General features: G+C 40.7%; 23 protein-coding genes. 6 read left to right on the forward strand and 17 right to left on the reverse strand.

The features are described from left to right. Positions 1–158 precede the first annotated feature (158 nt). The 3 genes from ACAX20_RS09210 to ACAX20_RS09220 all read right to left on the reverse strand — a co-directional run bounded on the left by ACAX20_RS09210 (position 159) and on the right by ACAX20_RS09220 (position 2441). Complete coding sequence (locus ACAX20_RS09210) at positions 159–1397, reverse strand: Y-family DNA polymerase (RefSeq protein WP_371185647.1); 1239 nt, start codon at positions 1395–1397, stop codon at positions 159–161. Continuing rightward, on the reverse strand, positions 1394–1798 hold the full coding sequence (locus ACAX20_RS09215; protein ID WP_371185648.1) for a LexA family protein: 405 nt from the start codon (positions 1796–1798) through the stop codon (positions 1394–1396). The genes ACAX20_RS09210 and ACAX20_RS09215 overlap by 4 nt, the downstream gene beginning before the upstream one ends. 130 nt (positions 1799–1928) lie before the next feature. After that, positions 1929–2441 carry a hypothetical protein gene (locus ACAX20_RS09220; RefSeq protein ID WP_371185650.1) on the reverse strand — a complete coding sequence of 171 codons (513 nt, stop codon included), beginning with the start codon at positions 2439–2441 and terminating at the stop codon, positions 1929–1931. Between the two features lie 1026 nt (positions 2442–3467). On the opposite strand from ACAX20_RS09220, the gene ACAX20_RS09225 reads away from it, so the two are divergent. Beyond that, a complete protein-coding gene (locus ACAX20_RS09225) occupies positions 3468–3755 on the forward strand; it encodes a hypothetical protein (protein ID WP_371185652.1) in 288 nt (95 codons plus the stop codon). Further along, the gene (locus ACAX20_RS09230; RefSeq protein WP_371185654.1) at positions 3755–5038 is read left to right on the forward strand and encodes a tyrosine-type recombinase/integrase; all 1284 of its coding nucleotides are present in this window, start codon (positions 3755–3757) and stop codon (positions 5036–5038) included. Before ACAX20_RS09225 ends, ACAX20_RS09230 begins: the two co-directional genes overlap by 1 nt. 139 nt (positions 5039–5177) lie before the next feature. On the opposite strand, the gene ACAX20_RS09235 is transcribed toward ACAX20_RS09230, so the two are convergent. The 6 genes from ACAX20_RS09235 to ACAX20_RS09260 all read right to left on the reverse strand — a co-directional run bounded on the left by ACAX20_RS09235 (position 5178) and on the right by ACAX20_RS09260 (position 10521). Further along, on the reverse strand, positions 5178–5504 hold the full coding sequence (locus tag ACAX20_RS09235) for a YbaB/EbfC family nucleoid-associated protein (RefSeq protein ID WP_371185655.1): 327 nt from the start codon (positions 5502–5504) through the stop codon (positions 5178–5180). Between the two features lie 142 nt (positions 5505–5646). After that, entirely contained in the window at positions 5647–8046 is a 2400-nt protein-coding gene (gene dnaX, locus ACAX20_RS09240; protein WP_371185657.1) for a DNA polymerase III subunit gamma/tau, read from the reverse strand. Between the two features lie 75 nt (positions 8047–8121). After that, positions 8122–8670 (reverse strand): adenine phosphoribosyltransferase, encoded by a 549-nt coding sequence (gene apt / locus ACAX20_RS09245; RefSeq protein WP_371185659.1) that lies wholly within the window; start codon positions 8668–8670, stop codon positions 8122–8124. Positions 8671–8870: 200 nt separating this feature from the next. Continuing rightward, positions 8871–9254, reverse strand: a complete 384-nt coding sequence (locus ACAX20_RS09250) for a response regulator (RefSeq protein ID WP_371185661.1) — start codon at positions 9252–9254, stop codon at positions 8871–8873. Between the two features lie 462 nt (positions 9255–9716). Continuing rightward, complete coding sequence (locus ACAX20_RS09255; protein WP_371185663.1) at positions 9717–10118, reverse strand: hypothetical protein; 402 nt, start codon at positions 10116–10118, stop codon at positions 9717–9719. Between the two features lie 226 nt (positions 10119–10344). Further along, positions 10345–10521: a hypothetical protein gene (locus tag ACAX20_RS09260; protein ID WP_371185664.1), complete on the reverse strand. Its 177-nt coding sequence runs from the start codon at positions 10519–10521 to the stop codon at positions 10345–10347. A 1218-nt stretch (positions 10522–11739) separates the two neighbouring features. Here ACAX20_RS09260 and ACAX20_RS09265 point away from each other — a divergent pair. After that, a complete protein-coding gene (locus ACAX20_RS09265) occupies positions 11740–12471 on the forward strand; it encodes a transposase (RefSeq protein WP_371185666.1) in 732 nt (243 codons plus the stop codon). 266 nt (positions 12472–12737) lie between these two features. Here the strand turns inward: ACAX20_RS09265 and galU are convergent, their stop codons facing one another. Continuing rightward, a complete protein-coding gene (gene galU, locus ACAX20_RS09270) occupies positions 12738–13574 on the reverse strand; it encodes a UTP--glucose-1-phosphate uridylyltransferase GalU (protein WP_371189630.1) in 837 nt (278 codons plus the stop codon). A gap of 507 nt (positions 13575–14081) precedes the next feature. Here galU and ACAX20_RS09275 point away from each other — a divergent pair. From ACAX20_RS09275 to ACAX20_RS09285, 3 genes are all read left to right on the forward strand, one after another. Next, entirely contained in the window at positions 14082–14954 is an 873-nt protein-coding gene (locus ACAX20_RS09275) for a universal stress protein (RefSeq protein WP_371185668.1), read from the forward strand. Positions 14955–15054: 100 nt separating this feature from the next. Next, complete coding sequence (tviB, locus tag ACAX20_RS09280; RefSeq protein ID WP_409351154.1) at positions 15055–16329, forward strand: Vi polysaccharide biosynthesis UDP-N-acetylglucosamine C-6 dehydrogenase TviB; 1275 nt, start codon at positions 15055–15057, stop codon at positions 16327–16329. A gap of 47 nt (positions 16330–16376) precedes the next feature. Further along, positions 16377–17486: an SDR family oxidoreductase gene (locus tag ACAX20_RS09285; protein WP_371185671.1), complete on the forward strand. Its 1110-nt coding sequence runs from the start codon at positions 16377–16379 to the stop codon at positions 17484–17486. 86 nt (positions 17487–17572) lie between these two features. Here the strand turns inward: ACAX20_RS09285 and ACAX20_RS09290 are convergent, their stop codons facing one another. The 7 genes from ACAX20_RS09290 to ACAX20_RS09320 all read right to left on the reverse strand — a co-directional run bounded on the left by ACAX20_RS09290 (position 17573) and on the right by ACAX20_RS09320 (position 26709). Further along, positions 17573–19489 carry a polysaccharide biosynthesis protein gene (locus ACAX20_RS09290; protein WP_371185673.1) on the reverse strand — a complete coding sequence of 639 codons (1917 nt, stop codon included), beginning with the start codon at positions 19487–19489 and terminating at the stop codon, positions 17573–17575. An 884-nt stretch (positions 19490–20373) separates the two neighbouring features. Then, complete coding sequence (locus ACAX20_RS09295) at positions 20374–21540, reverse strand: nucleotide sugar dehydrogenase (RefSeq protein ID WP_371185674.1); 1167 nt, start codon at positions 21538–21540, stop codon at positions 20374–20376. Between the two features lie 5 nt (positions 21541–21545). Beyond that, positions 21546–22112: a sugar transferase gene (locus ACAX20_RS09300; protein WP_371185676.1), complete on the reverse strand. Its 567-nt coding sequence runs from the start codon at positions 22110–22112 to the stop codon at positions 21546–21548. A gap of 10 nt (positions 22113–22122) precedes the next feature. Then, positions 22123–23010: an NAD-dependent epimerase/dehydratase family protein gene (locus ACAX20_RS09305; RefSeq protein WP_371185678.1), complete on the reverse strand. Its 888-nt coding sequence runs from the start codon at positions 23008–23010 to the stop codon at positions 22123–22125. Beyond that, positions 23011–23757, reverse strand: coding sequence for a glycosyltransferase family 2 protein (locus ACAX20_RS09310; RefSeq protein ID WP_371185680.1), 747 nt, complete (start codon positions 23755–23757; stop codon positions 23011–23013). It abuts the gene before it with no gap. 20 nt (positions 23758–23777) lie between these two features. Beyond that, positions 23778–25163, reverse strand: coding sequence for a phosphomannomutase CpsG (locus ACAX20_RS09315; protein WP_371185681.1), 1386 nt, complete (start codon positions 25161–25163; stop codon positions 23778–23780). Between the two features lie 145 nt (positions 25164–25308). Then, positions 25309–26709, reverse strand: coding sequence for a mannose-1-phosphate guanylyltransferase/mannose-6-phosphate isomerase (locus tag ACAX20_RS09320; protein WP_371189631.1), 1401 nt, complete (start codon positions 26707–26709; stop codon positions 25309–25311). Positions 26710–26765: the final 56 nt, after the last annotated feature.

The following is a 26765-nucleotide window of genomic DNA, read 5'->3' on the forward strand; positions in this document are numbered from 1 at the left end:
CATTAAGTAGACTGTTCAGTAATTCTCTCTTGGGGAGTACTGATTGACTGTTTAGCGGCCATCCTTCCACTTTCCTTCATTAATTTACGGGACAATAAGAAAAAGTCAAAGTAAATACAGAAAATCATATATTTACCTGAAAAAGGGTTCTTTAAAGTCTAGCATTTTATCCTCGGTACATCATGCCAACGTGTTGTGTAATGTGGTGATAAATACTCTCGCCGCATGTGCCACTTGCTCTGTTTAGTTGATGCAGTATGCAACGCGCCGGCGCCATAACGGTTGTTAATCGCGTCTAGGCAACTCATTAATGCAGGGCTATCTTTGCTCGGGCTTAACAGATCTGTTTGAACAAAACCGGTTTGCAACTCCACCGCGCCAACGCCGCAGCGAATAAAATCAACGCCTTCCATAAAAACGCTAGTGAGACCACGGCGAATAGCGTTATTAATCACAAGCGTATCGTTTGAAGGACTCACTAAGTCAATAGATAATGTTTTCGCATAACGCTTTTCCTTAAACGGGGACGATGCAGCAAAGATTATCAAGCGCTTAATATACGAGTCTTGCTGTCTCGCTTTATAGGCGACAGTGGCACCATGTGTTGCAAAGGCGCTCGCTAATTGATCTATATCTCGAATAGGCTCACCAAACGAACGGGTACTAAATATTTGTTGTTTTGGTGCCTTAACGTCGTCCCAGTCTAGCGCCTTTATACCGTTTAATTCATTTACGGTACGTTCGAGTACAACAGAGAATTGTTTACGGATATCTTTTGGTGGCTGCCTTGATAAATCCAATGCACTTGTCAAATCTAACAGCTTTAATTTCTTCGCTAACCTGCGACCAACACCCCACACGTCAGCGACGCCCATTTTTGATAAAACTTGAATACGGTGTTGCTCATCATCAATAACGCAAATACCTCGGTAACCATCAATTCGCTTAGCCGCATGATTCGCCGCTTTAGCAAGCGTTGCAGTATTGGCAATACCTACGCCAACAGGTAACTTCACTTCACGCCAAACCGCCTTGCGGATCTCTAACGCAACTTGTTGATAATCAGCATCGTCAGGCAAGGTGATAAAGCTTTCATCAATACTGTATATGTGTTGTCGCTGCGCGAAGCGGCCGATCACTGTCATCATGCGTTCAGATAAATCGGCATATAACTCATAATTACTCGATCGAATGACAACGCCTGCTTGATCTAAAAACTTGCGAACTTTAAATAAAGGTTCAAATTTAGGGACACCTAACGCTCGTGCTATCGGACACATCGCCACGATACAGCCGTCATTGTTGCTCACACAAACCACCGGCTTGTTGCGTATCTGAGGGTCATAGACCTTTTCACAAGCACTATAAAAGCCAGTTGCATCGATAAGACCAATCACGCCTTTAGCTCCCTTGGTTGACGGTGCAGGCGTATCGATGAAACCACGACACCTTCAATTGAAAAGCTATCATCAGAGGTGACGGTTACCGGCGCATATTCAGCTGACGCCGACAATAACTGAGCTTTTTGCTTATGAATAATTTTGCATACGAACTCACCGTTAAGAGCAGCAACAATCACATCGCCCGTATTAACATCAACAGAGCGATCAACGATGAGTAAATCACCATCAAAAATCCCAACCTGCTCCATAGAACGACCTTGCGCTATACCAATAAATGTGGCGTTGGGATGCATGATAAGCAAACTATCTAACGATAACCCTATCTCTTTATACTCAGTCGCAGGACTTTCAAAGCCACTGATCCCAGCTTGAATATAATAAGGACAAACTTTCATTCACTTTACCACTGTACATTTGTACAGTTATAATATATCAACTACCCTATAACTCACAAGCTCAAAATAATTGCCGTTAATACAAGCAATGCTTGGTTACGTCATTTAGGCCAAACGTCTCCATTAATATTTAAACCTCATGTGCCGTGCCATTATCTTGTATAAGATCCAGCGACGCTTTAATTTCTCCATGCAGTCCACTCGTTGCTCTGATACTAACCGCAACGCTAACAGATACACTACAGGTTGCAGATGTTAATTCCCGGTCAGAATCTTCAACCCTTTTTCCAGCAGACAATGGGGGTGGCGTAATCATTTCCTCGGACTGAGATGACTCGTCAACTTTTGTTTCGTCTGCTACAGGCTGCGCGTCAACTTGGTCTTTAGACTCACTTAGACATACCCGCTCCCCTTCTTCACTTTCATGGGCAGAAATAATATTTTCTCCAGGGCCATCTGCACTCACAGATTGTTTAGAAACTTTGGATGCCGCATTGAGTAACTGGTTATCATCTGGCATTGATTTTAGCCAAGATCTAGCTCTTCCTTTAGAAATGCCAAAGCTCTCAAGTTCCTCTATTGATATCGCTCCTGTAGCTAATAAAAGTGTCCATGCCGCTCGTTGTAAATAATCGCATTTCATTGTATTTGTCTCTAATTAAACTCTTTTGAGCAACGTAACGCTCAAAACAATGGCGAAGTAATAGAAACACGCGATATTTTGAATAAGTTTCCCCATAGTCTGCAGATTTCTGCATAAACAAAGATTGATTAAATTTATTTGACTGAAAATATCTTTTGTAGATATCTCACCACGACAAATCCACCCGGGATAATAAACCGAGTGTAATTGGGTAAAATGGCTCTGTTATTTAAGCCTTTGAGAGTGTTGCCCCACCTGAATGCGGCGGAGCAACAACTTCAAAACAAACCTCCTATTATCAAATTAAAATCATGAAGAATTGGGTCGACCCAATGGTGGTACATTGATTAAACAAACACTTAAACCTTCCTCGTGATGACACCGCGGTTATCCTTATATAATCATCAGCTGTTTAAGTTTTGTGTTAATCCTTGTCCCCTCCTCCATTGAGCTTTTTGTATGCTTCCAAAATAGAAAACTCAAATAGTTTCTTTTTGCACAAAATTATTTGCGTTACGAAAGTAAATTCACACCAGCGTATTATTCCTCGCAGGAACCGCTACTTCCTGCGGTATAAAAAGATTTTACATTGGTTGCATTGCCTGCGATATATCGCAGAAAAATCAAATAGCTAAAAAATTTTAAAGTGGGAATGCCTGCGAGTTCTCGCAGAAAGTGATGCATGTTCAAAAGTTGCCTGAACGGCACAACGATAAAGCTCTGCGATAACCTCGCAGGAAAACACTTCAGCTACGTTCACAAACTAAGAATGTCAACAGTGTTTCTGTTTTGTCCGACATTAATTTTTCGAAATTTTTTCGACCTTATTTTGCCCTGTTGAATCCTTAGATTTGACTGTTCTTAACAGATATTTAATTGAGGGAAAAAGTAAAAGCTCTTTTAATTGGCGAAAGAGTTTTTGCAATAGCTGACGAGGCTATAGCGGTTAGCTTTGTAAAACTCTGGACGAATCTGCTTTATGAGGCAGGATAATAATTAAAGATCTTAATTGTGGAGATACAATCAATGCAGTTATTTACCACTGATGTAAACGAGAATTACATCACCTTAGTTGAGACCATTAATGGGCTTATCGAGCGCGTAACCTCGTTAGAGGCTCAGCTTAATAACGCTGTCCACGACCATTGGATGGTGATAGATGATGCTGCCAAGTTACTTGGTCAATCGGTGTCAGCTGTTCGGCAGCGACTAAGGCATCCCACAAAGCCGATGCCGCAAGGAAAAGTTTGGAAGCAAGATGGCAAGGGCTGTCGAATCTATGTCAATCCTAAAGCATTTAGGAAATATATGTAATGGCCGCGTTGTCAGTACAGATAAAGCTAGCGCTCTCCAGCGCTAGCGGTATCCATGTCCGTTCCGGTAACCTTTATGTGCAATTTAAATTGCCTGATAAGGTCAAAGCTGTCCGCAAAGCTATTGGATATCCGGCAACACTTGAAAATATAGAAGCGGCAAAGCTCACCCTCGCTAATATCAAAAGGGATATAAACATTGGCTTATATAAACATGACCCAGATACTTTCTGGGAAAGACACTTTCCGACCAATACTGCTGTTCACGGTTTGGTAAATATTAGCTTGCGTGAATGTTTTGCTGAGTACAGAGAAGAAAACAGTGGTGCTTTGACTGATCCCAGTAGTGATAAAATGACCACAGCGATTAACTGGATGAACCATTATAATTACGCAGACAAAGCCGTAAAATTTCTAACGAAAGATGTTTTAGAAAAAGTTCGCAAAAAAACTGTTGAAGGTGATAAAAAAGCAAAATTTTCTGGATGCGCGACAAGTACTGTTAACGAGTACACCAAGACCGTAAAAAAGGTCTTAGATCATGCTGTAGACAAAGGGTATATCAAGATCAACCCAGTACCGCAATTGAAAAAGCTTCCAAAGGACGATTTTAATTCCGATGCTCATGATGACGATGTTCGCCCGTTTTCACAGGCGGAATTAGACTCTCTACTCAAAGCTATTCACGTTCACCGCATTCGACTAATGGTAACGCTATTAGCATGGACAGGAATGCGTCATGGTGAACTGAAAGCTTTAGCATGGGAGGATATAGATTTCGATGGCGGTATTATTCACGTTAAATACAATTTAACGCGCAAAGGCAAGCTCAAAGTTGCGAAAACTCAGGCAGGGATCAGAAAAATTGAAATGTTGCCTATTGTGCAAGGAGTATTGCTCGAACAATTTAAAAAGACTGGTCATGCCGAAAAACGCTTAGACGTTATTCACTACAAAAATCACAAGACTAAAGTACTGAATCGTCGTCGCGTATTTCTCCATAGAGACAATCAACCTTACCGTCGTCCAGAGGTCACGACAAAGTCTGGCCAATGGGAGATATGGCTCAAAAAAGCGGATATCCCATATCGTCCGGCATATCAATTGCGACATACATATGCAAGTCGTTTGTTAATGGCCAATGCCAAGCCTACTTGGTTAGCACAACAAATGGGTCATAAAGACTGGAGTATGATAAGTACTATTTACGCTAAGTGGATTCCTGCTCAAGAACCAAATTACATAAACACGCTTGCGAAAGCGCTCGGGCAAACAGCTTCTTAACTTAATAAACAATTAGTACTAAAAGCAAAAAGCTCAGACAATAGGTCTGAGCTTTCGTAATTTGCCTGCTTCTTTTGTCCCACGCTTGTCCCATGGAACAAAAAAAGACAAAATTCTTAGGAATTTCAGTATTTTATATCTAGAACGGCATTTTCATGCCTGGTGGCATTTGCATGCCGCCGGTTACCGCCGCCATTTTTTCTTTCGATGTTTCTTCTACACGGCGTACCGCATCGTTAAATGCTGCAGCCACTAAGTCTTCAACCATGTCTTTGTCGTCTTCCATTAAGCTCTCGTCAATTTCAACACGACGTACATTGTGGTTACCAGCCATAGTTACTTTTACCATGCCAGCGCCGGCTTCACCGGTGACTTCCATGTTAGCAATCTCTTCTTGCGCTTTTTGCATTTTCGCTTGCATTTGTTGGGCTTGCTTCATGATATTGCCCATGCCGCCTTTAAACATCTTACTCTCCAATATGCTTGAATATCTCGCCTATTATACCCTGATTTGGCTACAAACGGCGTACTAATTTAATCATTTATATGGTGCCAACAAGCCTATTATCAACACCGATAAAAATATTTATCTGCTCATATCCGATTTTTTACAGTGGCACAACCGAGTTTTCATCAACAAACGCCGCAAACTCTTGCTGTAACGTTCGCACTAATTCGTCGCTAGCGATTACCTGTTTTGCCCAATTTAAGCGGATGTCATTAATAATGTGCTGAATGGCAAGTGGCGTAAACTGCGGTTGTTCTATACCGTTAATTGTCACCTGACATGGACGCTGCTTGAGCTGGCTATAACTATCTACAATCGCTTGATACGCCGCTTTCGAGTTAAGGTGTGCCCATTGATTATCTACGTGAATAATCAAATGCTCATCAGTAGATTGACTATCTAACAGTGAGTTCAGCGCTAATTGCCTGACGCGTCCTGTCAAGCTCATGGCATCAATCATATGTGCCCAGGTATCTACTTGATTGGCATCCCGAATCAAGGTCGGATCAATATCATTGGCATTAAACTCGCTAGAGTGTTTTAGTACTGGTTGCTGATATACCGCTTGCTGGTTGTTCCGGTTTGGTGCCTGATGAGTCGGAGTTTTATCGTCTACCGTAGTCTGCTCTGACGGTGGCGTATTACTCGGCACATGCGACATATTCTGCTCAACTAACAGCTTGTTGTCAGCGCTTAGTTCAGGCTGAGATGTTTGACTATTAGCTTCACGCTCAGTCAATGGTAAATCAGCGCTTGCAGTCTTATCGCCGTCTGTTTGCGCAGCATTTGCTTCGTAAGTCGGCGCTGTCGAGCTAGCAGGTTGCGGCTCTTGAGGTTCAATCGCCTTCGCTGTTGGGGTTAGCGACTTTTTTACACTACCCTCCGCGGCTTTTTTTTTGCTGCGAAGTAAATTGCGTGTCGCTACCATCTTTGCTAATTCAGGGCTTAAGCCACCCTCACCCGCACTGCTTTCAGCTTGTGGCGACTCTTGTAACGGCTGTTGCGATTGCTCGCTAGCTACATTAGCTTGACTGGATGCTTGTTGTTTTTGCACTGACGCCATCGCTTCAAGCTGCTCTTGTTCGGCCATTAAGGCGCGTTCATCAGTTGCTTGATTACGATCGATAAACACATTGGCCTTTGATGGTGTGTTTGACGCTTGGTTCGACGATGCAACATCAGGCAATTCTGACTCTACCGCTTCAGCTTGCACATCAGTGCTTGGCTGGCTCACATCAGGAGCTTGTTGCGGGATTTGCGTCGTGTCTTGGCCCTTAGTGTCTTGGGGGGTGCTTTGTTTACTCGTTGTCGTACGTGGCGTTACGGCTACATGAGCGATAGCACTTTCGCTATCACTTACATTGGTCACCGCCGATAAAGGTGTGTTTTGTGGAACAGAAATCGTATCTGCAATCGACGCCGGCTTAAACGCTAGCATTCGCAACAAAATCATATCAAAGCCGGCTTGTTCATCGCCAGCATAGGCGATGTCTTTACGACCATTAACGACAATTTGATAATACAATTGCACGTCTTCTGGTGCCATAGACTTGGCAAACTTGTCTATAAGTTGACGTTTTTGTTCATCTAGATCAACGCCATTTGGCACCAATTGGTACAGCGCCACTTGGTGCAACAGTTGGACAAGTTGAGCTAGTAAATTATGGTAGCTTGGCGCATAACTGGCGATATGCTGGCTAAGGTTTAATAACTCTTGCGGATCTTGCTTAATCAAAGCAATAAGTATTTTATATACCCAGTTTTGATCAACGCCACCAAGCATCTGCAAGACATTGTCACTAACAATATGACCTTGCCCTTGAGCTATCGCTTGATCCGTTAAACTTAGGCAGTCACGCATTGAACCACGAGCAGCTTTAGACAATAGCGCAATAGACGCATCGTCATAGGTAACAGACTCCGCATCAAGAATTTGGCTCAGCTTTTCAGTGATTTGCTGTTGCGTAAGTGCTTTTAAGTGAAATTGCAAACAACGAGAAAGTACGGTAATCGGCAATTTTTGCGGATCGGTCGTCGCAAGGATGAACTTAACGTGCTCTGGCGGTTCTTCCAGTGTTTTTAGTAGGGCGTTGAAACTGCTTTTTGATAACATATGGACTTCGTCAATAAGGTAAACCTTATAACGACCACGCGTTGGTGCATATTGAACGTTATCTAAAATTTCCCGGGTGTCATCAACCTTGGTGCGAGATGCTGCATCGACCTCTAATAGATCGACAAAACGGCCAGCATCGATGTCTTGACAAACATCACACTGACCGCAGGGTGTAGCAGTCACCCCTTGCTGACAATTAAGACTTTTAGCAAATATACGAGCGATGGTGGTTTTACCCACGCCACGAGTACCGGTAAATAAATACGCATGATGCAGTCGCTGCTGACTTAATGCGTTGGTCAATACGGTCACTACGTGTTGTTGTCCGATCAGCTCGGAAAAATCTTTAGGTCGCCACTTTCGCGCCAGAACCTGATAACTCATGGTATAAATGCCTTATGAACTTATTGTTATTGTCAGCAGTAAGGGATGCTGTTGCGCTGAGTTACGCAGCGCGTATTATTCGTCGTCTGAGTAATTTACCATGGCATAAACGTTAACGTTAAGGTTATTTAAACGTTCATGACCTTTTAAGTCAGGTAAGCCAATGATAAATGCGGCGTCTGTGACGGTAGCACCCACATTTCGAATTAAATGGGTTGTCGCTTCAATGGTGCCGCCTGTCGCTAATAGATCGTCGATCATCAATACTTTATCTTCAGGAACTAAGGCATCTTGATGAATTTCTAACGTATCCTGTCCGTACTCTAAATCGTAAGTTTGACTAAAGGTGGCCCTAGGTAACTTACCTGGCTTGCGCACTGGAACAAAACCAACCCCTAGCTCTAACGCTAATGGTGCACCAAATAAAAAACCACGAGCTTCGGTACCAACGACTTTGGTAATACCTTGGTTTTGAAATTTTTGTTTCAAATGTTCAATACAAAATTGAAACGCCTTGGCATCATCTAAGATCCCCGTGATGTCACGGAACATAATGCCATCGATAGGGTAATCCGGCACGTTCTTAATAATGCTCTTTAAATAGATAATCTCTTGTTCAGTCATAGATCAACAGTCTCAAATTGTTTGCTTAAAGGATAATAGATTTACCCATTTTTTTATAGTCTTATTCGCCATTGGCTAGCGATAATTACAAAACTTAACGTTAAAGTTTCATAAGTTAATAAATTTTGCCTACAAAATGTAAAAAGCCCGAGCAACGCCCGAGCTTTTTAACAGATTCGTATCACTGAGTGGCAAATTACTTAAGCAATCTTGCTCGACTCTTCAAGTAACGAATAGATCACCCCGATAAAAACCTCATCTTCGATGGGTTTGCATATCAAGGTATCGGCAAATTGTACTTCAGGTAACTGCTCTACCGAGCGCAAGTCTTGAGTTGACATAAATACCGTAAACGCTGGCTTATGCACTGTTAACTGCGATATGTTTTTGAGTAACTGGCGACCGTCCATTAGCGGCATTAAATGGTCAATAATACAGATGTCATAAACATGCTGCTGTACTTTATTAAACGCATCTAAACCATTACTTGCGGTTGTAACATCAAAACCATGCTCAGTTAAAACCCGCTGCAATTGCTTTGCAACGCTTGGATTATCTTCAACTAACAAAACATGCAAACTCATCGAATACTCCTTATCGATAACAATCTGCGCAAATCAAATGATTATAAGAAAGTGTACCAGCCCATTAGCATCGGCAATAATGGCATTGCAACTAATGTTACTAATGCAGCAAACAGGTGGCGTTTAGAAGATTGTTCTTTAAAATTATCGTGTGACATTATACTGCTCTCCGTCAAAAATCTCTGCGCGGATAATACACGATTCAAAAAAACTTTGATACAGATCAAAAAAAATTATTTTCGTATTTAACATATGACTAACAACGAGATTACTCCGTATTGTTAACAAGCCTTGGTATTAAAACAATTAACACCCAAAAAATTCCGGCACAAGACTTACATAATATCAATTAACGGGAAGGGTTTGGCTTAGTCGACAAAGTACGTATGTTTCATTATATATGCATTGGCGCATAAAAAACCGGCTTACGCCGGTTCTTGAATTCGAACAATGTGATGACAATTATTGGCCTTCGCCACACTTGCCTTTTTTACCCTCACCACATTTGCCTTCGCCGCACTTGCCTTTTTTACCCTCACCGCATTTGCCTTCGCCGCACTTGCCTTTTTTACCTTCACCGCATTTGCCTTCGCCGCACTTGCCTTTTTTACCTTCACCGCATTTGCCTTCGCCGCACTTGCTTTTTTTACCTTCACCGCATTTGCCTTCGCCGCACTTGCCTTTTTTACCCTCACCGCATTTGCCTTCGCCGCACTTGCCCTCTTTACCATGGTCATGGTCAAACTCTGACGAGGCGACAACATTTTGTGCATCAAATGGGTTAAATTCAGCCTTCGCTGACACAGCAGTTAACATCAATGTGCTAACGACAGCGGTAATAAAAAAGTGTTTTAATAATTTCATTATATTGTTCCTAAAGTTTATCTTATTAAAATACCAGCAATAACAGTACGCCAGCAAAAGTAATTGTTCACCAAATCACGTATTGGTAATCAATACGACCTTGGTAGCTAACAAATAATTTCATTGAATGTATAAATTAGCAAGTCATAGCTGATATTTTACAATCACTTATACTAAATAACGAACCAAGTGCTTGATCGTTATTGCTAATCAGGCAATTGGTTTACTAATCGGTGTGATATAAAAATACCTTAAGTGCGACTATGGTGCTTACAGTTAACCAAGTTACCGCATCTATAGAGCTAGTGGTTGCCAGCCATGCGGCGTTAGTAACCAGCCATACGCTAAGTAAACAGCCGACAATAAATTGAATGCGCTTTTGCATGCGTTTTGAAGTCCACATGACAAATATCCTCTCAACAGTCCAAAGTAAAACAAAAAACGTGTCCGAGCCTTGTGAATAGGAATTTATGGTTAATAGGAAAACTCGGATATGTATAGCAAGTTTTTTATTATTAGAGTTGATTAACAACTTATTTAGCGCATTGTTAATCGTAGATCGCAAATAAGGTTTGTCAAAAACTTTTAAGCGAAAATGAGCAAAGCGCATTTGGCTCTTAAGCAAGTGATATTTAGATGAAAAATTTTAATCTATGAAGCGATTTTTTACATTGTAAATGGCTGTTATTTTTACTCCGGCTACAATATTTTTCGGCTCAAACGTATTAAAAACATTAAAAATTGAAAAAATAAAACCAAACAAATTCAATGACTTAAATAATTAACCATGATTTTTTTAAGCACTTGTACTTGCCAATTAAAATATTTTTTCAATACTGAAATTATACGACTCGTTGAGTTAGCAAACATTCGTCAATTGATAAAAAACATGTGTAAAGTCAGCAACATAGACTAGCATTAAAATATCATAACCGAACTATTCTCAATGTCGCGTTATTATAAGTTGCAGTGAACAAGCAACGCTCTGGTTATTATAAGTTTGTTCGTTTCGGTTACCGAGCAGTTAAGGTCACCATACAGGGATCAGTAAATTCGCTTCAAGAATGATGATGTTCTATCCCATGATAATAATCCGCCATTAGCACGAGATAGCGGTATATCATTTCTTCAATTTTTATTTCGTAAGTCGTTATCAAGTCTCGATATTCAGTTGTTTTAGTAATCACCTGCACCATTTTAGGGGGTTATTAAGATTTAAAGTCATGGATTGACTTTATATGGAAGCCCGCAAGGGAATGCCCAACGCACTGATGCGTTGGAAACATGGATGTTTGCCAGGACGGCAAGGACTGATACGCACGAAGGTGCTCGTATGTATCATTTGGACATGGATGGGTCGCTCCTGCTATATCATCTTGGTATATGCAGGCGCCCATCACATGACCATACGCAATTACCCTACCTTGCAATTACCTGTTAACTCACTGTCATCCTGAACAAAAGTCACTAGGTATTTAGCAAGAAGATGTACGTAGCAACCTACGTACAACCCATTAACACAAGGAGAGCCACACTCAGCAAAAAGTCACCCATATAGCACGTTCGTGTTAGCAACTCTGTAAAAGAATAATACACAAAGGGACATTAAACAGGAGTTACTATGCCAAGAAAACCCAGATTATACCTCGCTAAACATCCATACCTTATTAGTCTGTGTGGTAACAACGCTCAGTCAATATTTTTTACTCAACAAGACTACCAACAATTTGCCCGTTATTTAAATCATGGACTCGATAAATATAGGCTGCAATTGCATGCATATGCATTATTAAACAATCGCATACTGTTATTGCTAACCCCGTTAAGCAGTGAATCTATTGCCAAGCTCATGCAATATATCAATGGCAGTTATGTGAGATATGTGAACAGACGACATAATCGTACCGGCGGATTATTTCAGGGCCGGCATAAAGCTAGCCTCGTTGAGCATGATAGTTATCTTATGTGGGCGATGTATTATCTTGATGGTATCGGACAGCAAAGCACGCAACATGATAACGCCATTGATGCCTACACCAGTTATGCTGAGCATACAGGTGACCATCAACGTAAAGCACCGTTTAATCTGCAATTGATTGCGCCAACAAGTTACCTAAAACTTGCCGATTGCGATGAACAACGGCAAGATCGATATCGGCAACAGTTGTTTCTCGAAGAAAATCAATTCTACCGACAGTTTATCGAAGCTAAGCTTCATCAAAACTTTCCAATTGCCAGCCAACGTTACATCAATACCCTTAGCTTCGAAGCGCAGCTGTTGTTTACTCAAAATAAACCTGGACGCCCGCGAAAAAACAAACACGGGCTATATCAGTGGCTGATGAATGTATGACGAGCTGCCGTTATGCTGGCGATATAAAATAGTAAAAGCCAAATTAGCCGTTTTTGATCAAAAAAGCTTACCAGATAGCGCATCATAAACATAGATGACACATATCGTCGGTAAGCTTTAATATTTTAGCTAAGCTCTAATATTTTAGCTAAGCTCGAATCTCTTCGCTAAGCTTTGATTTAAGCAGGCCTTTATACAAAGTTATCCCTAGATTATCTGCTAGGCGTATAACGGCTTTTTATTGGTTCTTGGCAAACTACCGCTGATTATAAAGACTTTAAATAGGCAGCAAAGTCATCTTTTAGCGCTGGATGACGTAAACCGTATTCCACATTGGCTTTCATGTAACCTAACTTTGAGCCACAATCGTGTGATTTACCGGTCATATGGAATGCTTCTACAGGCTCAATTTTCATCAAGCTTGCGATTGCATCGGTTAACTGAATTTCGTTGCCTGCACCAGGAGGTGTAAACTCAAGCAATTCCCAAATCTGTTTTGATAATACGTAACGACCAACAACCGCTAAGTTTGACGGAGCTTCGTCAACGTCTGGCTTTTCAACGATAGCCGTCATAGGATGAGATTCGCCGGCGGCTAATTGTTCACCATTGCAATCAACCACGCCGTAACTACTCACTAACTCTTGCGGTACTGGCTCAACCATAATTTGGCTTTTACCGGTTTCTTCAAAGCGCTTAAGCATAGCAGCTAAGTTTTCAGTTTTCGGGTTACTCGCAGCATCATCAATTAATACATCCGGTAACACAACCACGAATGGTTCATCGCCTACAATTGGTTGTGCTTTTAATACCGCATGGCCAAGACCTTTAGCCTCGCCTTGGCGCACATGCATAATGGTCACGTCTTTTGGACAAATAGATTGTACTTCTTCCAACAATTGACGTTTAACACGATTCTCTAGCGTGGTTTCCAATTCAAAATGCTTATCAAAATGGTTTTCAATGGCATTTTTTGACGAATGCGTTACCAACACAATTTCTTTAATACCAGCGGCAATACACTCATTAACAATGTATTGAATGAGTGGCTTATCCACTACCGGTAACATTTCTTTAGGGATAGCTTTGGTTGCAGGTAGCATGCGCGTACCTAAGCCGGCTACAGGGATAACGGCTTTTTTTACCTGAGATGTTGACAAAGACACGTGTCAATTTCCTTATTTACGACAAATTGCTGCACGACAATATAAAAGACAAACGACAAGCGACAAGCGACAAACATTTACTAACGCGCAGATTATTATTTTTAATAACTTAGCCGATAATCGACTGAAAGATGTGCCTATCATGGCAAAATTCATTAAACATTTCACCTGTTATTTTTTAACCTATACGATAACTGTTCTAGCACTTGTTCATTACATACCGCTGTGAAATACGCTGGTAATAGCGAGTGCTTTTATTGCGCACGTAGCAGTATCATTAAGATCATGATCTTCATACAAATTATTTGCATTTAACATATGTCGATTAAAAATATTTATACGTGTTTTCATATGCTCGGCCAATAAACATCAAAACAGCTACGCGAAAAAATACTATGCTAAAAATAAAGTACAGAGTGCATTAGAGCAGATTGGAGTGCATGAATGAAAACAATCGTGGTTATCGCCGATCATTTTGGCTTAACAACAAACGCTATAGAGCAAGCAAGTTATTTATCTCTCGCCATACAGGCAAAATTACATGTGGTGTTTTTTCACTATGAAGATATCACTGACATGGGCAGTAAAGGTGAAGCATTTAAAGATGCGCTTATGCAACGGTTAACCGAAAAAGCAACGCATTTACAGAACGAACTCTCTCACCCGCTCCCCTACAGTAGTGATGTTGTCTGGCAACAAGATATCACTACTTGGGTTAATCACTATGTTACGATTCACGATGTTGCTATGGTGGTAAAAACCGCCCATTGCACCGACGCTTTATTTTACACGCCGACCGACTGGGCGTTATTGCGAGAATGCCCAGCGCCCATTTTAATCGCCAGTAAAAAACACTGGCGACGTAGTCACGATATTCTAGCTTGCGTCGACTTACAAAGCAAAGATGAGTCCAAACAACAACTCAACCAACACATTTTATCGTCTGCATGCCATCTTGCAAAGCGACTCGACGTCAAGGTACAGGTGCTGTACGTTCCGCCCTTCTCTTCCGTATTACGAGATTTAGGGGTACAATTTAAAGACGAGATAGAGATAAAAGCAGAGCATGCCCTTGCTGATCAAATCCACACCCTCACTAAACAATACCAACTGAGCGAACAACAATTTTATATTCACGCAGGCAAACCTTGGCAAGTGATCCCATCGATAGCGGCTAAGGTGCGTTGTCAATTAGTGGTGCTGGGCACCGTTGGCCGACGCGGTATCGGGCAAAAAGTGTTAGGCAACACCGCCGAAAAAATTCTCCGCAGATTAAAAACCAACGTGCTTGCCCTAAAGCCATCTTACCCCCCATAAAAAACAATAAAGCACATTCTTTACAGACAGTTACCGAACATTTGCGAAATAGCACATGGCGACTATACTTGCTTTAAACAACAAAAACAGTGCGCAAGTCATGGATTTAAATACAACAAAAGTAGCCGTAATAGGCTTAGGTTACGTCGGTTTACCTTTGGCTGTCGAGTTCGGTAAACAATTTCCCACCGTAGGTTTTGACATTAAGCAACATCGTATCGATCAACTTAGGGATCACATCGATACAACCTTAGAAGTCAGTAAAAAACAATTCGAACAAGCTGAAAACCTGACCTTTACCAGCCATCAAGACGATCTTAAGCAATGTAACTTTTACATTGTCACCGTGCCAACCCCCATCGATAAATACAAACAGCCCGATCTGACACCATTAATCAAAGCCAGTGAAATGATTGCAAGTGTCATCAATAAAGGTGATGTGGTGGTATATGAGTCAACCGTTTACCCTGGCGCTACCGAAGATGACTGTATCCCCGTTATTGAGCGCCACAGCGGTTTGGTGTTTAACCAAGACTTTTTCGCTGGCTATTCGCCGGAGCGCATCAACCCTGGCGACAAAAAACACACCGTCACCAAAATTTTAAAAATCACCTCAGGCTCAACGCCCGAGGCGGCAAAGTATATAGACCAACTTTATGGCAGCATCATTAGCGCCGGCACGCACATGGCAAGCTCGATAAAGGTCGCCGAAGCCGCCAAAGTCATTGAAAACACTCAACGCGATGTCAACATTGCTTTGATCAATGAGCTGGCGATTATTTTTAATAAGCTTGATATTGATACGCTTGACGTATTGGAAGCGGCTGGCACTAAGTGGAACTTTTTACCATTTCGCCCAGGTTTAGTCGGTGGCCACTGTATTGGTGTTGACCCTTATTACTTAACTCAAAAAGCCGAGCAAATTGGTTATCACCCTAAAATGATTTTGGCGGGGCGGCATTTAAACGATGACATGGGCAAATACGTAGTATCGCAACTTGTCAAAAACATGATGAAACAAGATGCCCACGTTGAGCACGCTAATGTCTTGGTAATGGGCTTAACTTTTAAAGAAAACTGCCCCGATTTACGCAACACCCGTGTTATCGACATTATTGATGAGCTCAACGAATACAATATGAGTGTTGATGTATACGATCCCTGGTGTGACAAGCAAGAAGCGAAAGCGCTATATAATCTTGATTTACTTGAGCAACCAAAAGAGAACCATTATGACGCGATTATCTTCACTGTCGCTCATAAACAATTTATGCAGCTCAGCGAAACACAAATCAGAGAATGGGGTCGTCGCGGTCATTTTATTTACGATTTAAAGTACATTCTGCCACGCGAATCGGTTGATCTGCGTTTATAAAACGCGTCATAACTCGTTAACCACAACAGCAATACAGGAGAGTATCGGTGAGCTCACAAGCAAAACAAGCGAGTAAATATGAGCAGGTATGTACTCAATTAACGCAAACCCCTGCTACATGGCTTGTCACCGGCGTTGCCGGTTTTATTGGTTCAAACTTACTCGAAACCTTACTTAAACTTAATCAGCGCGTAGTTGGCTTAGACAATTTTGCCACCGGCCATCAAGCGAATTTAGATGATGTACGTGAACAAGTTGGCGAAGCGCTTTGGAGTAACTTTACCTTTATTGAAGGTGACATCACCAATAATAAAGATTGCCAACAGGCCCTTGAAAACGTTGATCATGTATTGCATCAAGCCGCTTTAGGCTCGGTGCCAAGGTCAATTAACGATCCGCTAGCCACTAATGAGGCTAATGTGACTGGCTTTTTAACTATGTTACGAGCAAGCCAGCAAGCCAATGTAAAAAGTTTTACTTATGCGGCGTCGTCATCAACCTATGGCGATCACCCTGCTCTGCCTAAACAAGAAGATAATATTGGTAAGCCTTTGTCACCTTATGCGGTGACCAAATACGTTAATGAGCTGTATGCCGATGTGTTTGCCAAAACATATAACTTTTCGTGTATTGGTTTGCGCTACTTCAACGTATTTGGCAAACGCCAAGACCCAAATGGTGCCTATGCCGCGGTTATTCCTAAATGGACCGCTGCCATGATAAATAATGAACCCGTGAAAATTTATGGTGATGGCGAAACATCAAGAGATTTTTGTTTTGTCGATAATGCCGTGCAAGCCAATATATTGGCAGCGATGGCACCAACACAAAGTAAAAACCAAGTCTACAACGTAGCTGTAGGTGATCGCACCAGCTTAAATCAACTGTTTCAAGCCATTGGCGATAGTTTACAGCAGTGCGATATTGATTATACAAAACAAGCCAGTTACCAAGATTTTCGCCAAGGCGACGTACGCCATTCACAGGCTGATATTAATAAAGCTCAAACACTATTAGGATATGAACCACAATTTAGTGTTAAATCAGGGTTAGAAAAAGCAATGTCATGGTACATGAATGCTCTGTACACAGATTGCTCGGCTGAGTCTGGGACAGTTCATTGCGATATTAAGAGAAACCGACCCAACACAGTTTGATATAAAATCATCCAAATACAAAAATGGCGCTTTAAAAGCGCCACTTCAAAAAATAGTAAACCATTCAAAATACTAACGTCAAATGTTTAACTGTTTATAGCCTTAGCTGGCACCTCATTAAGATGACTTTGGTGATACAATAAATCACAAATATCATCTGCTGGCGTAAATGCCGTTGGTGCACTCAATAAAAGCTGACGAATAGTTTGTTGATCAAACGTTTGGCAAGCATCATTTAATTGCATTAATAACGGTTGTAACTCTTGCCACGGTAAAAATATTTCGTGAGCCGTCATGATCCGTTCGTTACCTGTTACTTCAACATCATCACCAATAAGTAATTCTTCATAAAGTTTTTCACCAGGACGCAAACCTGTTTCAATGATTTCAATATCACCGTTAGGGTTCCCCTCATGCTTCAGACGCAACCCTGATAAATGCACCATTTTATGTGCCAAATCATAAATTTTAACTGGATCGCCCATGTCTAGCACAAACACATCACCGCCCATACCCATAGCACCAGCCTGTATAACTAACTGAGCTGCTTCTGGGATCGTCATAAAATAACGCGTGATATCTTTATGGGTAAGCGTTATTGGGCCACCTTGGCCGATTTGTTTTTTAAATAAGGGAACCACCGAACCAGAGCTACCAAGCACATTACCAAAGCGCACCATGCAAAAACGAGTATGGTGCCCCCCTTTTGCCGACAAAGCTTGCAAGCAAAGTTCTGCCATACGCTTTGTGGTGCCCATGACATTCGTCGGACGAACAGCTTTGTCGGTAGATATAAGTACAAATGTTTCAACACCTGCATCTATAGCCGCTTGGGCACAGCGCAAAGTACCAAATACGTTATTTTGCACGCCTTCAATCACATTATATTCAACCAGCGGTACATGCTTATAAGCTGCAGCATGGTAAACCGTATTTACCGCAAATGACGACATAACTTTTTGCAAACGTGATTGCTCGGTTACCGAACCAAGCAGCGGATACAAGTCAACTGTTAAACCTTGCTCTTTTATAAATACTTCCAATTCTCGGTGGATGGAATACAAGGCAAATTCAGTAAGTTCAAACAGAATTAATGTTTGTGGCTGTTGATTGATTATTTGGCGACATAGCTCACTACCAATAGAGCCACCGGCACCAGTTACCATAACCACTTTATTTTTTATATCGGCATGCATTAACTCGACATTTGGTGGCACAGGATCACGGCCAAGCAAATCCTCAACGGAAACTTCCACTAAATCATCAATTTTTGCTTTACCTGATACTAAATCCGCCATAGCAGGGATGGCCTGCATTTCGATACGAAACTCTTCGAGCTTATTTAAAATTACCGCACGTTGAGATTGTGATGCTGATGGTACAGCTAGTAGGACTTTATTTACGCCATACCTTTCAATTAACTTAGCTAACTCTGCCTGAGGATAAACCTTGACACCATTGATATGTAAACGATGTAGCATGACATCATCATCTATAAATGCGATACATTGATATTCTAAACTGTTACGCAAGGCATTATTAAGTTGAATACCCGATGCTCCTGCACCATAAATTATCACGTTTTCTTGCTGTTTACGCATTGGACGCCTAGCCATATAGCGCACTGCTAATCGCGAACCACCAACAAACAATAACAAAAAACACGCATAAATAAATGGTACGCTCCGAGGTAGATCAACGGGCATTGACAAACCGGCGACTGCGACAACGATAGAGGATATAACTACACTGCCACATACAGCAGCTAACGCAACTGGGCCTAAAAACCTGATCACGGCACGATATAGACCTAAATTGATGTTAACAAAAACTGTAACGACAATAACTAAAACGAGTAAAAACCAATAACCCGCTGATTGCTGAATATCAAAACCCAAGCGAATAAGCATCGCGAGCCAAAACGCTACGACGATAAACAGCGAATCGACCAAAACACTTATAATCCGCTTTACGGGACGAGAAATTTGGAAAATTTTATCCATCAAGATATGTTCCCTGAAATACTTAAAATTCTTAAATAATTACTATAACCAAGCAAAAAATGAAAAATGGATAGTTTGATCAGCAATAGTTGGTATCACCGCTGAGAGAATTATCTCTTGCAAGAGTATACCGACTTCCCGGATAATTCAATATATTCAATGAATGTGAAGGTCTTTCTATGGCGAATTCTAAAGCAAGTTTTCAATATTCTTTCAAAGGAAATAGTTCCTATGCTCAGCTATTTATTTAACACTATAGTATTAACGCTATGCTATTAATCATATTTTCTATAAATAATAAAACACGGTGTTGAACTCTCTTGCCCTTATGAATAAAATTAGTTTATCCACTTACCCTAGATTAAAAATCCGAAAAACCGGGTTTTTAATATAAATTTTGTAATGTTCTCGATACCACATTACAAAGCGTTCAACTCATTCAGGGATCGATACTCAGGTCTAAATCCAGTCACCTCAAACAACTCTTAAACTTCGGCATACGTCTGATATAAATCACCGGGTTGCATCTGCATAAAGTTATTTTCCGCCTCTGCACCAAGCGATTCCACGAACTCTAACAATTTAATAGGGTTACCGTTACCTATTTTAAATACACTATAAAGCGCCGAACTGGATAATAGCCCCTATGTCGGTAAATCGATTTTCGTAAAAAAGACCCGATTCAAAAAATAACCGATGGCCGGATTAATAAGAATAGCTATAAGCGATCACACACCTAAAGTTTATTAGCAACGATTAAAGGAAAACACTATCATAATCTGTTATAAAAATAGGCTAGTTACATAAGTAGTCTATTTTCCTTCCCTTAAAAGTAAACACCCTAGCCTCAGTCTGCCTATCAAAAACTGAGGTTTATAATCAGGTTAGTCGTTACCAAATAAGTCGCGCGTATAAACTTTTTCAGAGACATCATCCAGCTCATCGTGCATGCGATTAGATACTATCACGTCAGACATCGCTTTAAATGCTTCTAAATCGCGAATAACCCGAGAGTGATAGAATTCGTCTTCTTCAAGCACAGGTTCAAACACAACCACTTCAATACCTTTGGCTTTGATGCGCTTCATCACACCTTGGATAGATGAGGCTCTAAAATTATCGGAACCCGATTTCATAATCAAGCGGTAAACACCAACCACTTTCGGTTGACGTGCAATGATGGAGTCAGCAATAAAGTCTTTACGAGTACGGTTTGCATCAACAATCGCTGCAATCATGTTATTTGGTACGTCTTGGTAGTTTGCCAATAACTGCTTAGTATCTTTGGGTAGGCAATAACCGCCGTAGCCAAAAGATGGGTTATTATAATGCGAGCCAATACGAGGGTCTAAACTCACACCTTCAATAATCGACTTGGTATCTAAGCCATGCACTTCAGCGTATGAATCCAGCTCATTAAAGTACGCCACACGCATCGCCAAATAGGTATTCGAAAACAGCTTAACCGCTTCTGCTTCCGTTGAGCGAATAAACAGCACATCGATATCTGATTTTTCAGCGCCTTGCACCAATAAATTTGCAAAAACACGTGCACGCTGGGAATCTTCACCTATTATAATACGAGACGGATATAGGTTATCATATAAAGCTTTACCTTCACGCAAAAACTCAGGCGAGAAAATCAAACCATCACAACCAAGCTCCTCACGAATCCGGCGCGTATAGCCTACAGGTACAGTAGACTTAATCACCATGCATGCTGACGGATTTATCGCCATAACATCCCGAATAACGGCCTCAACCGATGAAGTATTAAAGTAATTGGTTACGGGGTCATAATCTGTTGGTGTTGCTATAACAACGTAATCAGCACCTGAATAAGCCGATTCTTTATTAAGCGTCGCACGAAAATTTAAGTCTTCACGCTGTAAGAACTCTGATATCTCGCTATCAACAATCGGAGACATCTTGCCGTTTAATAAGTCAACTTTTTCTGGAACAATATCAACAGCAACAACTTCATTATATTGAGCCAATAACATCGCATTTGAAAGGCCAACATAGCCCGTACCAGCAATTGCAATTTTCATATAAATTAATCCTTTATAACTCGATCACCACTGCCCTTGCCTGTGACAGTCTGCAATATATACTTAAAATAGGTCGTCAATGATAACGACGAAATCATCTTCTCGTCTGTCTTTGCGAGTAACTCTGGCATAGACATATCAATTTCATTAACCTGAGCGAGTCCCGTTATACCGGGGCGAACATTGTATACCCCATGAGCATCACGAAATTTAATTAGTTCTTTTTGATTGTATAAATTTGGGCGAGGTCCTACTAAACTCATTTGTCCACAAAGAACGTTCCAAAGTTGCGGTAATTCATCCAACTTCGTTTTTCTTAGAAAGTGACCAAATGGGGTTATAGAGGATGACGACGCTAAATGGCTAGCAACTGACGCTGTACCAACAGTCATGGTGCGAAACTTTACCAATTTAAACGATTTCTTATATCGCCCCACTCGTTCTTGTATAAAAATTGGAGCACCTGTATCGAAATATCCAATAACCAATAACAAAATAAGGATTGGAAAACCGAAAATTAGTCCTAAAATCGCGAACGCAATATCTATCGTGCGGATAATAAAATTAGTCATATACTTTACTTTACTTTAAGGTATTTAATAAATTAAAACGAGGAGTCCAGCCTAAAATACGTTTAGCTTTAGACGAATCGATTTCAAGATTATCTAATAGTTGAGTAGCTAAACTTGTTTTTCCCAAAAGCGTAAACATTTTACGAAAAACTAACACAGGTACTGGTACCATAAAAGATTTAATATTCCGAGCCACCCAAATATTTCGAATCAACTCATTTAGCGAATATGTTTCATCATCGGACACTAAAAACAATTCGTTAGCTGCTGATGGGTGCTCCGAGCAAACTACTATAAATTCACAGAGATTTTTAACCGAGATGTAGCTGCGAGAGTTATTGATTGCCCCAAAAGGAAGAGGACACTTCGTTAAAGCCAATTTGACTAACTTTGAGAAATTACCCGGAGCATTAATTCCGTAAACAAGTGGCGGTCTTATAAGAACCAATTCAAAATTTAACTCTGCAGACATTTTTCGTAAAGCCAACTCGGTTTCATATTTTGATACCGCATAATCAGAGTGCGGTGTCACATCACATAGTTCTGTAAAAGGTGCATCCTTAGTTGTATTACCATTTACACCGATTGTACTTACATACACAAATCTTCGAAGTCCATTCGAAGCTGCCTGCTTAGCCAAAGCAATTGTCGAGTCCCTATTTATTCTTCGAAAGTCAGCAAGAGTTTTCGAGTTATCATGAGCAAGAGCTGCTAGATGAATAACTACTTCGAACTTTTCTTCAATAACTTGATTCGAAATAAAGTTTTCTAAACTACTTTGAATACAGTTTGGACTCAATTTTTCTTTACGTGAGAGCTGATAGATATCATGACCGTTTAACATAGGTATCAATTCACTTCCAATGAAACCGGTCGCTCCAGTAACAAGTATTTTCATTTAAGACTTCTTAAAAAAAGTTAATAATTTAAAAGGGAGTTTAAATAGAATAAGAAAAATACTGGTGAAGATCCCATTCTCTTTGCAAGCACGAGATATCTCTATATTTTGGTGTACTCGCCATAGTAAACCGCTAGAACTTATTCCACCTTCACGCATTTTAACTAGGACATGGGGAACTCGCTTAAGCTTTATGCCTTTAGAGATGTGCCTCGCTATTAGTTCAAAATCCGCAGCAACTCGATAGCCTAACTTGTATGTTCCAAACTCATCATATTTCTTTCTTCGAATATAATATGTGGGGTGTGGCAGCATGAAGCCAAAACGAATTTTCTTTTTAGAAAAACGCTTCGAAGAATATCGACGAGTTATTTTATCCGGATTATGTTGATTCACATAAACCAAATCGCCATATACACCATCCACCTCATCAGAAAAACTGTTAACAATATTACCAATACTGTTCTCTGTCGAAAAGAAGTCATCTGAGTTCAAGATTCCAACAATATCGCCTGTAGCTGCTTTGACCCCTTTATTCATAGCATCATAAATGCCAGAATCTTTTTCTGAAATCAGTATATCAATAACGTCTGTATACTCATCGACTATTTCTAATGTTTTATCAGTTGATTTCCCATCAACGATTATATATTCGATATTCTCATAGTTTTGCTTCTTAACAGACTCTATGGTATCTCTTATGGTTTTTTCACTGTTAAAGCAAACTGTTATAATAGAGACTTTCAACTCTAACCTTCCTTGTACACTTATGATCTCAACAAAGACAAAATTTCGTTAGTTTTTGACTTCATTAACTCAACATCAGTTCGTGATTCTACATTCAAGCGTACTACGGGCTCGGTATTAGATGAACGTAAATTAAAGCGCCAATCAGCAAACTCTAATGAGATACCATCTGTTTCATCAACGATTAGTGCATCCCCCTCATAAGCTTGTCGAACTTTTGAAATAGCTTGCTTAGGGTTTTCCAACTTAGAGTTGATTTCTCCCGAAGATGGGTATGCTGCAATGCGCTCAGAAACAAGCTCAGATAAAGGTTTACCTGTTACAGAAAGTAATTCAGAAACCAATAACCAAGGGATCATACCTGAGTCGCAGTAAGCGAAGTCTCTAAAATAATGGTGAGCACTCATTTCGCCACCATAAATGGCGTTTTCACTACGCATGCGTTCTTTAATAAAGGCGTGACCAGTTTTACTCATAATTGGCTCACCACCGGCTGCTTTTACTAAATCAATGGTATTCCAGCTTAAACGAGGATCGTGAATTATTTTCTCACCGATATTTTGGACCAAAAAGGCTTGCGCTAATAAACCAACGATGTAATAGCCTTCGATGAACTGGCCTTTTTCGTCAAACAAGAAACAACGATCAAAGTCGCCATCCCAAGCAATACCCATATCGGCATTATGTTCAAGTACCGCATTTGCCGTGTCTTCTCGACACTCTGGTAGTAATGGATTTGGAATACCATTTGGAAAGTTACCGTCAGGCTGATGGTGCACTTTAATAAATTCAATATTTGCACCAGCAGCGAGTAACACTTGTTCAATAGCATCTAGCGCTGGGCCTGCTGCACCATTACCTGAATTAACAACCAACTTTAACGGTTTAAGCTTGCTTACATCAATAAATTCAAGCATACGCTTTGCAAACTCATCCTTTAAATTACGCGAGATATATTGCCCGCGCTCTTTATTATCTTCTACAGTAATCTCTTGATTAATTATTTTTTCAGCGGTTGCTTTTATTGCATGTAACCCGGTGTCGCCGGAAATAGGCTTTGATTGCTCACGAACAAGTTTCATGCCGTTGTAATTCATTGGGTTATGGGATGCTGTCACTTCTACTCCACCACATACACCTAAGTATGATGTAGCGTAATAAATTTCTTCGGTACCTGTCATACCTAAGTCGATAACATTGACACCTTCGTCTTGCAAGCCGTTAGCTAAAGCAAGCTTTAAGCTATCAGATGTTAAACGAATATCGCCACCGACAACAATGTCTTTAGGCTTAAGTTCTAAAGCAAAGGCACGACCTATAGCGTAAGCAATTTCATCGTTAAGCTCGTCACCTAACTGACCGCGAATGTCATATGCTTTGAAGCACGTTAATGATTTTGAGGACATAATATTACAGCTGTTATAAATTTAAAGGGGTAACGTGAAGATTTTTTTGAAACAAGGCTAAGTATTAATTTACTTAGCCTTAGATGTTTTGAGTTAAGTATTAAATTATATAGTACTTTCTCTTAAAACGTTAACTACTCGTCAACTACGAACGACCATAACGGTCTTCAAAGCGAACAATATCATCTTCGCCTAAGTAGTCACCGACTTGTACTTCAATAAGTTCAAGCGGAATAACACCCGGGTTTTCAAGTGCGTGCACTTGGCCAACAGGAATATACGTCGACTCGTTTTCACGAACTAAGAATGTTTCTTCACCGTTGGTTACTTTAGCGGTACCCGACACAACAACCCAGTGCTCTGAACGATGATGATGCATTTGAATAGACAACTTCTCACCCGGTTTAACGGTAATACGTTTAACCTGATCGCGACGACCAAAATCGATTGAGTCGTAATGTCCCCATGGGCGATACACTTGACGATGTAAATTAGCTTCTGAACGATCAGACGATTTTAATTGCTCGACAATCTTCTTTACGTCTTGAACCTTATCTTTGTTAGCAACCAAAATGGAATCTTTAGTTTGCACCACAATAGTGTTTTCCATGCCAACAGTCGCAACCAGTTTACTCTCGGCAATCACTAAATTGTTAGTACAGCCTTGAGTGAGGACATCACCTTTTAGAACATTGCCGTTTTCGTCTTTTTCTTGGATATCCCAAATGGCAGAAAAGCTACCAATATCGTTCCAATTTGCATCAAGAGACACGACCACCGCAGCATCGGTTTTTTCCATTACAGCATAATCAATAGAATCGTCAGGGCATTCTGCAAATGCATTTGCATCAATTCGAACAAAGTCCATATCCGCAGCTGTATGTTTAATTGATGCTTGGCATGCTAAATACATATCAGGATTAAACTTGTTAAGCTCCTCTAAATAACGAGACGCTTTAAACATAAACATGCCTGAGTTCCAGTAATAGTCACCTGAAGCTAAGTATTGCTGAGCTGTTTCAAGATCAGGCTTTTCAACAAACGAATCGACGACAATACCCGAGTCTTTTTGTTGTCCACGTTTAATATAACCATAGCCTGTTTCAGCATGCGTTGGTACAACACCAAAAGTTACCAACTTACCAGCCTCTGCTAATGCTTGTGCATTAACGACAGCAGAATGAAATGCTTCAACATCGGCAATAACGTGATCGGCTGCCAAAACAAGCATCACCGGATCATTGCCAGCGTTTACTTCATTAAATGCGGCTAAAGCAATAGCTGGTGCCGTGTTACGGCCAACTGGCTCAAGAATAATACTACCTAATTGGTCTATTTCACGTAACTGCTCTGCAACAACGAAACGGTGTTCTTCATTACAGATTGTCGTTGGCTCTGAAACCTGTAGTCCTTTTAAGCGCAATACCGTTTCTTGGATCATGGTATTGTCAGAGGCTATTTTTAAAAATTGTTTTGGTAGTAACTTACGAGACAGTGGCCATAAGCGTGAGCCTGAGCCTCCTGCCATAATGACTGGTTTAATCATATTATTCATTCTTAATCTTAATCTTAATCTTAATCTTAATCTTAATCTTAAATCGC

It is taken from the genome of Thalassotalea sp. Sam97 (genome assembly GCF_041379765.1).
Lineage (GTDB): Bacteria > Pseudomonadota > Gammaproteobacteria > Enterobacterales > Alteromonadaceae > Thalassotalea_A > Thalassotalea_A maritima.

What these genes read in the sequence shown, in the direction of transcription:
- ACAX20_RS09215 (WP_371185648.1), bottom strand. Translation starts at nt 1,798, where the DNA reads ATGAAAGTTTGTCCTTATTATATTCAAGCTGGGATCAGTGGCTTTGAA.
- ACAX20_RS09220 (WP_371185650.1), bottom strand. Translation starts at nt 2,441, where the DNA reads ATGAAATGCGATTATTTACAACGAGCGGCATGGACACTTTTATTAGCT.
- ACAX20_RS09225 (WP_371185652.1), top strand. Translation starts at nt 3,468, where the DNA reads ATGCAGTTATTTACCACTGATGTAAACGAGAATTACATCACCTTAGTT.
- ACAX20_RS09230 (WP_371185654.1), top strand. Translation starts at nt 3,755, where the DNA reads ATGGCCGCGTTGTCAGTACAGATAAAGCTAGCGCTCTCCAGCGCTAGC.
- ACAX20_RS09235 (WP_371185655.1), bottom strand. Translation starts at nt 5,504, where the DNA reads ATGTTTAAAGGCGGCATGGGCAATATCATGAAGCAAGCCCAACAAATG.
- dnaX (WP_371185657.1), bottom strand. Translation starts at nt 8,046, where the DNA reads ATGAGTTATCAGGTTCTGGCGCGAAAGTGGCGACCTAAAGATTTTTCC.
- apt (WP_371185659.1), bottom strand. Translation starts at nt 8,670, where the DNA reads ATGACTGAACAAGAGATTATCTATTTAAAGAGCATTATTAAGAACGTG.
- ACAX20_RS09250 (WP_371185661.1), bottom strand. Translation starts at nt 9,254, where the DNA reads ATGAGTTTGCATGTTTTGTTAGTTGAAGATAATCCAAGCGTTGCAAAG.
- ACAX20_RS09255 (WP_371185663.1), bottom strand. Translation starts at nt 10,118, where the DNA reads ATGAAATTATTAAAACACTTTTTTATTACCGCTGTCGTTAGCACATTG.
- ACAX20_RS09260 (WP_371185664.1), bottom strand. Translation starts at nt 10,521, where the DNA reads ATGTGGACTTCAAAACGCATGCAAAAGCGCATTCAATTTATTGTCGGC.
- ACAX20_RS09265 (WP_371185666.1), top strand. Translation starts at nt 11,740, where the DNA reads ATGCCAAGAAAACCCAGATTATACCTCGCTAAACATCCATACCTTATT.
- galU (WP_371189630.1), bottom strand. Translation starts at nt 13,574, where the DNA reads ATGCTACCTGCAACCAAAGCTATCCCTAAAGAAATGTTACCGGTAGTG.
- ACAX20_RS09275 (WP_371185668.1), top strand. Translation starts at nt 14,082, where the DNA reads ATGAAAACAATCGTGGTTATCGCCGATCATTTTGGCTTAACAACAAAC.
- tviB (WP_409351154.1), top strand. Translation starts at nt 15,055, where the DNA reads ATGGATTTAAATACAACAAAAGTAGCCGTAATAGGCTTAGGTTACGTC.
- ACAX20_RS09290 (WP_371185673.1), bottom strand. Translation starts at nt 19,489, where the DNA reads ATGGATAAAATTTTCCAAATTTCTCGTCCCGTAAAGCGGATTATAAGT.
- ACAX20_RS09295 (WP_371185674.1), bottom strand. Translation starts at nt 21,540, where the DNA reads ATGAAAATTGCAATTGCTGGTACGGGCTATGTTGGCCTTTCAAATGCG.
- ACAX20_RS09300 (WP_371185676.1), bottom strand. Translation starts at nt 22,112, where the DNA reads ATGACTAATTTTATTATCCGCACGATAGATATTGCGTTCGCGATTTTA.
- ACAX20_RS09305 (WP_371185678.1), bottom strand. Translation starts at nt 23,010, where the DNA reads ATGAAAATACTTGTTACTGGAGCGACCGGTTTCATTGGAAGTGAATTG.
- ACAX20_RS09315 (WP_371185681.1), bottom strand. Translation starts at nt 25,163, where the DNA reads ATGTCCTCAAAATCATTAACGTGCTTCAAAGCATATGACATTCGCGGT.
- ACAX20_RS09320 (WP_371189631.1), bottom strand. Translation starts at nt 26,709, where the DNA reads ATGATTAAACCAGTCATTATGGCAGGAGGCTCAGGCTCACGCTTATGG.